This is a genomic window from Methanopyrus sp. (assembly GCF_053997775.1).
The window spans coordinates 1-5804 of record NZ_JBMXXF010000007.1 but is presented as its reverse complement, the minus strand read 5'-3'; the positions used below and the strand labels follow the sequence as shown (position 1 = coordinate 5804).

4 protein-coding genes are annotated in these 5804 nt (G+C 70.3%); 2 read left to right on the top strand and 2 right to left on the bottom strand.

Going from position 1 to position 5804, the window contains the following annotated elements; all coding sequences use genetic code 11:
* On the bottom strand, positions 1 to 186 hold a 186-nt coding region (locus tag ACXJJV_RS01665; protein ID WP_456466440.1), incomplete at its 3' end, for a hypothetical protein.
* 157 nt (positions 187 to 343) lie between these two features.
* On the opposite strand from ACXJJV_RS01665, the gene ACXJJV_RS01660 reads away from it, so the two are divergent.
* Complete coding sequence (locus ACXJJV_RS01660) at positions 344 to 1210, top strand: hypothetical protein (RefSeq protein WP_456466439.1); 867 nt, start codon at positions 344 to 346, stop codon at positions 1208 to 1210.
* A 234-nt stretch (positions 1211 to 1444) separates the two neighbouring features.
* Positions 1445 to 1930, top strand: a complete 486-nt coding sequence (locus tag ACXJJV_RS01655) for a metal-dependent hydrolase (RefSeq protein ID WP_456466441.1) — start codon at positions 1445 to 1447, stop codon at positions 1928 to 1930.
* Here ACXJJV_RS01655 and ACXJJV_RS01650 read toward each other — a convergent pair.
* On the bottom strand, positions 1914 to 5804 hold a 3891-nt coding region (locus ACXJJV_RS01650; RefSeq protein ID WP_456466438.1), incomplete at its 5' end, for a cobaltochelatase subunit CobN. The genes ACXJJV_RS01655 and ACXJJV_RS01650 overlap by 17 nt on opposite strands.

Here is a 5804-nt window from a genome sequence, read left to right as displayed (position 1 = left end):
GCAGAAGTTGTAGTGGAAGACGGCGACCTTGACCCCGCGCTCCCCGCACCAGCTCAGGAAGTCCCGCAGCGCGGTCACGTGCTCCCCGGACCAGGCGTCACTGTCCACGTAGGGCACTACGTCCACGTACACGGTGGCGGACGCGGGTGCCGGGGTCAGGAGGAGTAGGGTCAGCAGCGTGAGCATAGCGTTCCCACCCCCAACGCGGCGTTCGGCACCGGGGTTACTCCTCATCCGGGCGTCGGCATCCACCACCGTCCACATCGTTACTCCGGCCGCTCCCCAACGTTCGATGACGACGATTTTATTCTCTGACCCTTGGTGAACGGTATGGGGAGCCCCGATGATCGCTCACCGAGGCTCGATCGAGGTGGAGGTGGACGGGAAGCCGGTGGGCGAGTGCGAGGGCTCGCTGCGGATCTCCGAGGAGGACGTGTTCGTCGTGCCCCGAGGGTCAGTCCGCGTGGGCGAGGATCCGGTCCTGGAGTCCGTCGGCTCCTCCTTCAGCTCCGCGGAGCTGGAGAGCGGATCCTTCACCCCGCCGCGCTCCCGCGTCGTGCTCACCCCTCCCACCGCCGCCGCCCTGGTGGCCCACGGGATCACCGTGAAGCGGTTCGAGGTGGAGGGCAGCCTCGTGCTGACCACGCTGGGGGGCCCGTCCATCTACCCGTTCGAGCGGCGCATTCTCGTCCCGGAGGGGGAGCTGACGCTGAGGTTCGTGCCCAAGAACCCGGAGGCCGTGCGCGGGAGCCTTCTCTCCGCCGCCGACCGCGTTCTGGACCGATCCGTCGCCCCGCTCGTAAGGGGTAGGGCGGTGAGGATCTGTCGGATGCGGGTGACCGCCGGCGGGGAGCGGGGCTCCGGAATCCTTCGGATCGTGCCCCGGGAGGACACCCTTCTGCTCCTCCTGCAGCCGGAGGAGGATGACCTTAAGGAGGTCCTGAGGGAGGCGATGGACAGGCCGCAACTGGGGATGGCGCTGACCGCGCCCGAGGTCGCGAGTCTCGTCTCCGGGGATGCGGTCCTGCGGCACGGGAAGGGCGAGCTGACCCTGACGCTGGACGCACGGGAGTACCCGGAGCTGCGCGCGGAGGGTGAGGGTCTGAGCCTGCGCGCCGTGCCCGCCTCGATCCCGGCCGCCGTTGCGGGACGGGAGCTGCTTCGCCGCGCGGCCGAGGCCTTCATTCGAGAGGTGATAGGGGAGGAGTGATCGGCGCCGAGAGGTTCGTCATCGGGGGTCCTCGGCGTCCACCACCCTCCTCATCCGTCACGCTGACCGGGTGGGCCCGGGTCGTCCCGGCGGCCCCGAGGATGCGGGGTGGTCCCCCGCGCCGATGAGGGTGCCGTTGATAGGCCCGGGCACACCCGCGGTCGGGACCCCCTCCCCTCTTCACCCGCTCCGCGCCAGGTTGACTCCTCATCCCGCGGAGGGTGCGCAGTCGTGATGTGGGTCACCCACGCGCTGGTTACCTACGTGACGGTGGACCGCGCGCTGGGCCACCACCCGGCCCTCCTGGCCGCGCTGGGGTCGCTGCTCCCGGACCTGGATCATCCCAACTCCCTCGCCGCCCGTCTGATCCTGAGGCCCCTGGAGCGCGCCACCGGGGTCCGGATTCGCGGAGCGGTTCACGCGCGTCTTGGGCACCGCGGTCCCCTGCACTCCCCCTGGCCGTGGCTGCTCGGCACGCTGCTGCTCTGGCAGCATCACCGGGATCTATCGCTCTTGGTGCTTGGAGGGCTTTTGCACGTGCTGCAGGACGCGCTCACCGCGCGCGGAATTCCGGTACTCCCGGGGCGCGACGGGTGGCTTCGCGTTGCGCTCACGCCGATCCCGGGGCGGTGGTGGGACCGAGTGCTGGTGCCCGCGTCCGCGCTGGTTCTTTTAACGACGGCCGGTCGGACGACCGGCTCGGTCACCATCTGGGGGTAGGCTCCACCGGTCTCCGATGGTACCCGAACCCGGCGAGGATCGACGTCAGCAGCAGCGCGATCAGCGCGTACAGGATCCATCTAGGCACCTGGGCGGACGGGGCGGCCGACCTGGCCATCGCCCTCACCGGCCGGGCCTCCGATCGCTGGGCCCGTGGTGCCACCTCACCCGTCGTCCGTCCGCCCGCCCCGGTCGTCCCCGTTCCACCGGATCGCCTCGAGCCGGGTCCGGCCCCCACCCTCCCCACCGCCGTCCCGGTGATCGAAACGACCGGACCGCCTCCTCCGGTCTCCCTGGTCCCCCGGTTGCCAAGGCCCGCGAGGACCTCGGACTTGGAAGGTCCGGGCGTCGCGGTGGAGGGGCCGAGGGCGGTGCGGCTCCGCGCGGTGGGGGAGGGTCGTGAGGCGGGGATGGACGTTACCGTGCCGGTGCGGGGGGTTCCGGACGGTCCTTCGACCGGGGCGCCGCGGGTCGTGGTTGACGCGGGCGAGGGTGGCGTGGGTGCGGCTGACGGAGCGGTGCCGGGTACCGAGGTCGGGGGTGCGGAGGTAGCGGCCGGTGCCTGGGTGGTGGTCGGCGGTGTCGGTCCCGCGGTCGGTCCCGGTGGGACGGTCGAGAGGCCCATGTAGTTGACGGAGAACGCCGTGAGGGCCGGTCTCACGCCCGGGATCAGCGTCTCGTAGGCGGCGAGGGCCTGGAGGAACCGCTCCTGGGTGACGGGGTTGCCGCACACGGCGGGGCAGCAGCAGAGCTCGCCTCGGAGCAGCGCGGGCACGATGACCTCCCGGACGAGGGCCACGAGCTCGGGGCTCCGGAGCAGTTCCCGGCTCACGAGCCCGTGGCGAGCGCGGTCGTGGGCGATCACCAGGAGTTTGACCGCGACGGACAGGAGTCCCTCTGGGGAGTAGCGCGCCAGCCATCCCCGGTTCTCGACCAGGAGTCGGGCGACCCGGCGGAGGACGCCGGTCCAGCCCAGGAGGCCGGGGGTCAGCGTGCTCCACCCGGTGATCAGGAAGTCGAGCCGTTTGAGCAGGTCCACGGCGCCGGAGTACCCGTGGAACCGCTTGCCGCGCAGGTAGAGCGGGTTGAAAACCGTGCGCATGAGGTCGTACCAGGCGTAGGATCGGAACGACATCAGTAGCGCGTAGCGGTACGCGGCCGTCTGGTCGCCGCGCAGCGACCGTAGTTCCGCCTCGGTGGAGGGTTGCATCAACAGGGTCAGGTGGCTCGCGATCATCGCCGCCATCAGGTTGCCGGCCGCCAGGCTGGGCGCCAGGTCTCGGAGCCAGGAGGCAAGGGTCGGGTTGGCTCGGGCGATCAGCTCGGCCGTGCGGGCCAGCCGGTACACCGCTCGGGAGTAGTCCCCGCCGGTGTACGTTCCTAGGGCGGCGTGACGCAGGTTGAGCACGAGCATGCCGATCTCCGGCTCCTGCTCGGGCGTCAGCCCGTTCACGGCCTCGACGGCCAGCCGCATCCCGCCCTCGAACGCGTAGATGCAGTCGTCGTAGAAGAACGTCGCCTTCTCGTCCGAGGAGACCATGGTGTGGAGCGTGTCGTCCGGGGCCGCCAGGTTCAGCGCGAGCAGTAGCGGCACGCTGACGCCCCAGTACCGCGGCCCGTACAGGTAGCTCATCGCGGAGATCCAGGTCAGGGCCAGCTTGACCCGCTCCTCCAGCAGGAACGCGCCCGACTCGATCGTCTTCCCGATCACGTTCGTGTAGTCGCCGGGCGCCTGACAGAACACGTTGATCGCGGCCAGGAGGGGGTAATCCCGCTCCGGGAGCGCCCGGACCTGCTCCACCCAGGCCCGGAGCGGCGCATCTACCGCAAGCTCCCGGCACGCGAGCAGCGCCAGGTAGACCGCCGCCCAGTCCAGGAACGCGTAGTTCTCGCTCGGCGGCGTGAGGTACGCCAGCTCCCTGGCCGTGGAGATCACGGTGTCAAGGCTCAGCCCGTGCTGCGAGCACGCCTCCTGGACCCGAGCGTGGAGTGACTTCAGCCCCTCCCACAGCAGCCTCGCCAGCCTCTCCTCACCCAGGGAGAAGGCCAGGTTCAGCGCCGCCTCGTAGACCCGGAGCACGGTCTCGTGCAGCGGGTTCTCCCACCGGCCCCGCCGCAGCCGGGCCACGATCTCCCGAAGCCGCTCCAGCACGAGCCCGGGGACGTTCGCTCCCGTCACCCTAGCCCCGATCAGCGAGGAGACGTCGAGACCCGCCGCCAGGTACGGCTCCGCCGCCAGAATGGCCGCCGCGCGACCCAGGAACAGCTCCGCGAGGATGTTGTGGGCGAACACATCCCGGAAGCAGGAGGTGCCGAGCGCGATCACGTCCGTGATCCGCGTCAACCGGCCCCGGAGCACGAGCGTCGCGGACACGATCGGCGGCTCCTCCTGGATCAGCGGTCGCCCGCGCACGAGGACCGTCTCGCCCGGTCTCACCCGCACGGGACCCGAGACGCAGCATCGGACGTCCGTCGTCCCGTCCGTGATCACCAGGAAGTCCCCGCTGACCTCCTTAACCGTCCCCCTCACCACGACGGGACCCGAGGCCACTCTCCCAACGGCCGCGAGCTCGGTGGGCGTGAGGTACCGACCCTCATACGACCTCAGCACCTCGGCGTCCAGCAGTTCCACCCTCCGCTCGGGCGGTATCAGCGTGCCCAGGATCGTCACGCGATCGCCCACGAACGGTAGGGTCGGGAGGGCGTCGAGCGGGGCCCGCACCTCGATCTCCGTCCCGCCACCGACGGGCGCGATCACCAGGCGCGCCTCGTTCGGCCCCGCGAGACTCATGTCGACGATCCGACCCTCGATCAGGACCTGGCCGTACCGTCGCGTTCCCGACGCGGCGTTCGGTCGGAGCGGCGCGCACGGGTCAACGCCGACGACGACTCCCTCGGCGTCCCGGTGCGGGAGGACGCCCAGCAGCAGCATCTGCACCGCGATCGGCAGCGCCCGCGTGTTGATGTTGTCCGTCGCCCAGTCGAACGCGATGACCTTCTTCGCGACCAGGCGGAGCGGGATCGCCACCGCGTACGCCGGGTTGATCGAGATCCAGTCCGGCCACCTACGCGGATCGAACATGCAGGAGTTCCGGCCCGTGGGCAGCGCGTCGATCTCCTTGAAGGGGCTCGAGGCGTAGCCGGGCGGGACGTAACCGCCCTCGAGCGCGCGGAGGAGGTTCTCCCGTTCGAGCCGCGCGCTCTCGAAGAGCAGCCCCACGACCCGCGCCGCCTCCCGGTGCGGCTCGTCGGATTCCCTGGTCTCCGGCCGCTCGATCACCTCCCGGCAGAGCTCCAGGGCCCGGCGGTAGTCCAGCGCGCCGAGCGTCTCGTTCACCAGGATCTTCGCGGCGAAGCTGGCCAGCGTCTCGACGGGATCCTCACCCAGCGGCGGCAGCCCGAACACGTGCAGCCCGACCGGTACGACCTCGTGCTCCTCCAGGTCGTGCAGCAGGAAGTAGAGCCGGGCGCAGTTGCCGTCGAAGTCCCGCTCGAACTCCTCCAGCGAGCCCAGGTTCAGCAGCTCGTAGGCCCGCGTCTTTCGGACTAAGTCCAGGATCCTAGGACGGTACGCGCTCAGGCCCGAGGACAGGTACTCCCTCAGGAGCTCGAGCAGCTCGTCCCACTCACCACCCAGCTCGCACCGGGCCAGCGACTCCGGCAGGTAGTTGACCAGAACGGCCCAGCCCCGCCGCTTCGCGACCAGCGCCTCGGACGGGTCGGCCACGTAGTACGGGTACACCTGCGGGACATCCTGGATGCAGACCTGCGGGAAGTCCCACCAGGACATGAAGAGGGGCTTGTACGGGAGCCACTCGTACGTGCCGTGCTTGCCCGTGTTCACGATCACGTCCGCGCGGAAAACGCGGGTGAA

What these genes read in the sequence shown, in the direction of transcription:
- ACXJJV_RS01655 (WP_456466441.1), top strand. Translation starts at nt 1,445, where the DNA reads ATGTGGGTCACCCACGCGCTGGTTACCTACGTGACGGTGGACCGCGCG.
- ACXJJV_RS01660 (WP_456466439.1), top strand. Translation starts at nt 344, where the DNA reads ATGATCGCTCACCGAGGCTCGATCGAGGTGGAGGTGGACGGGAAGCCG.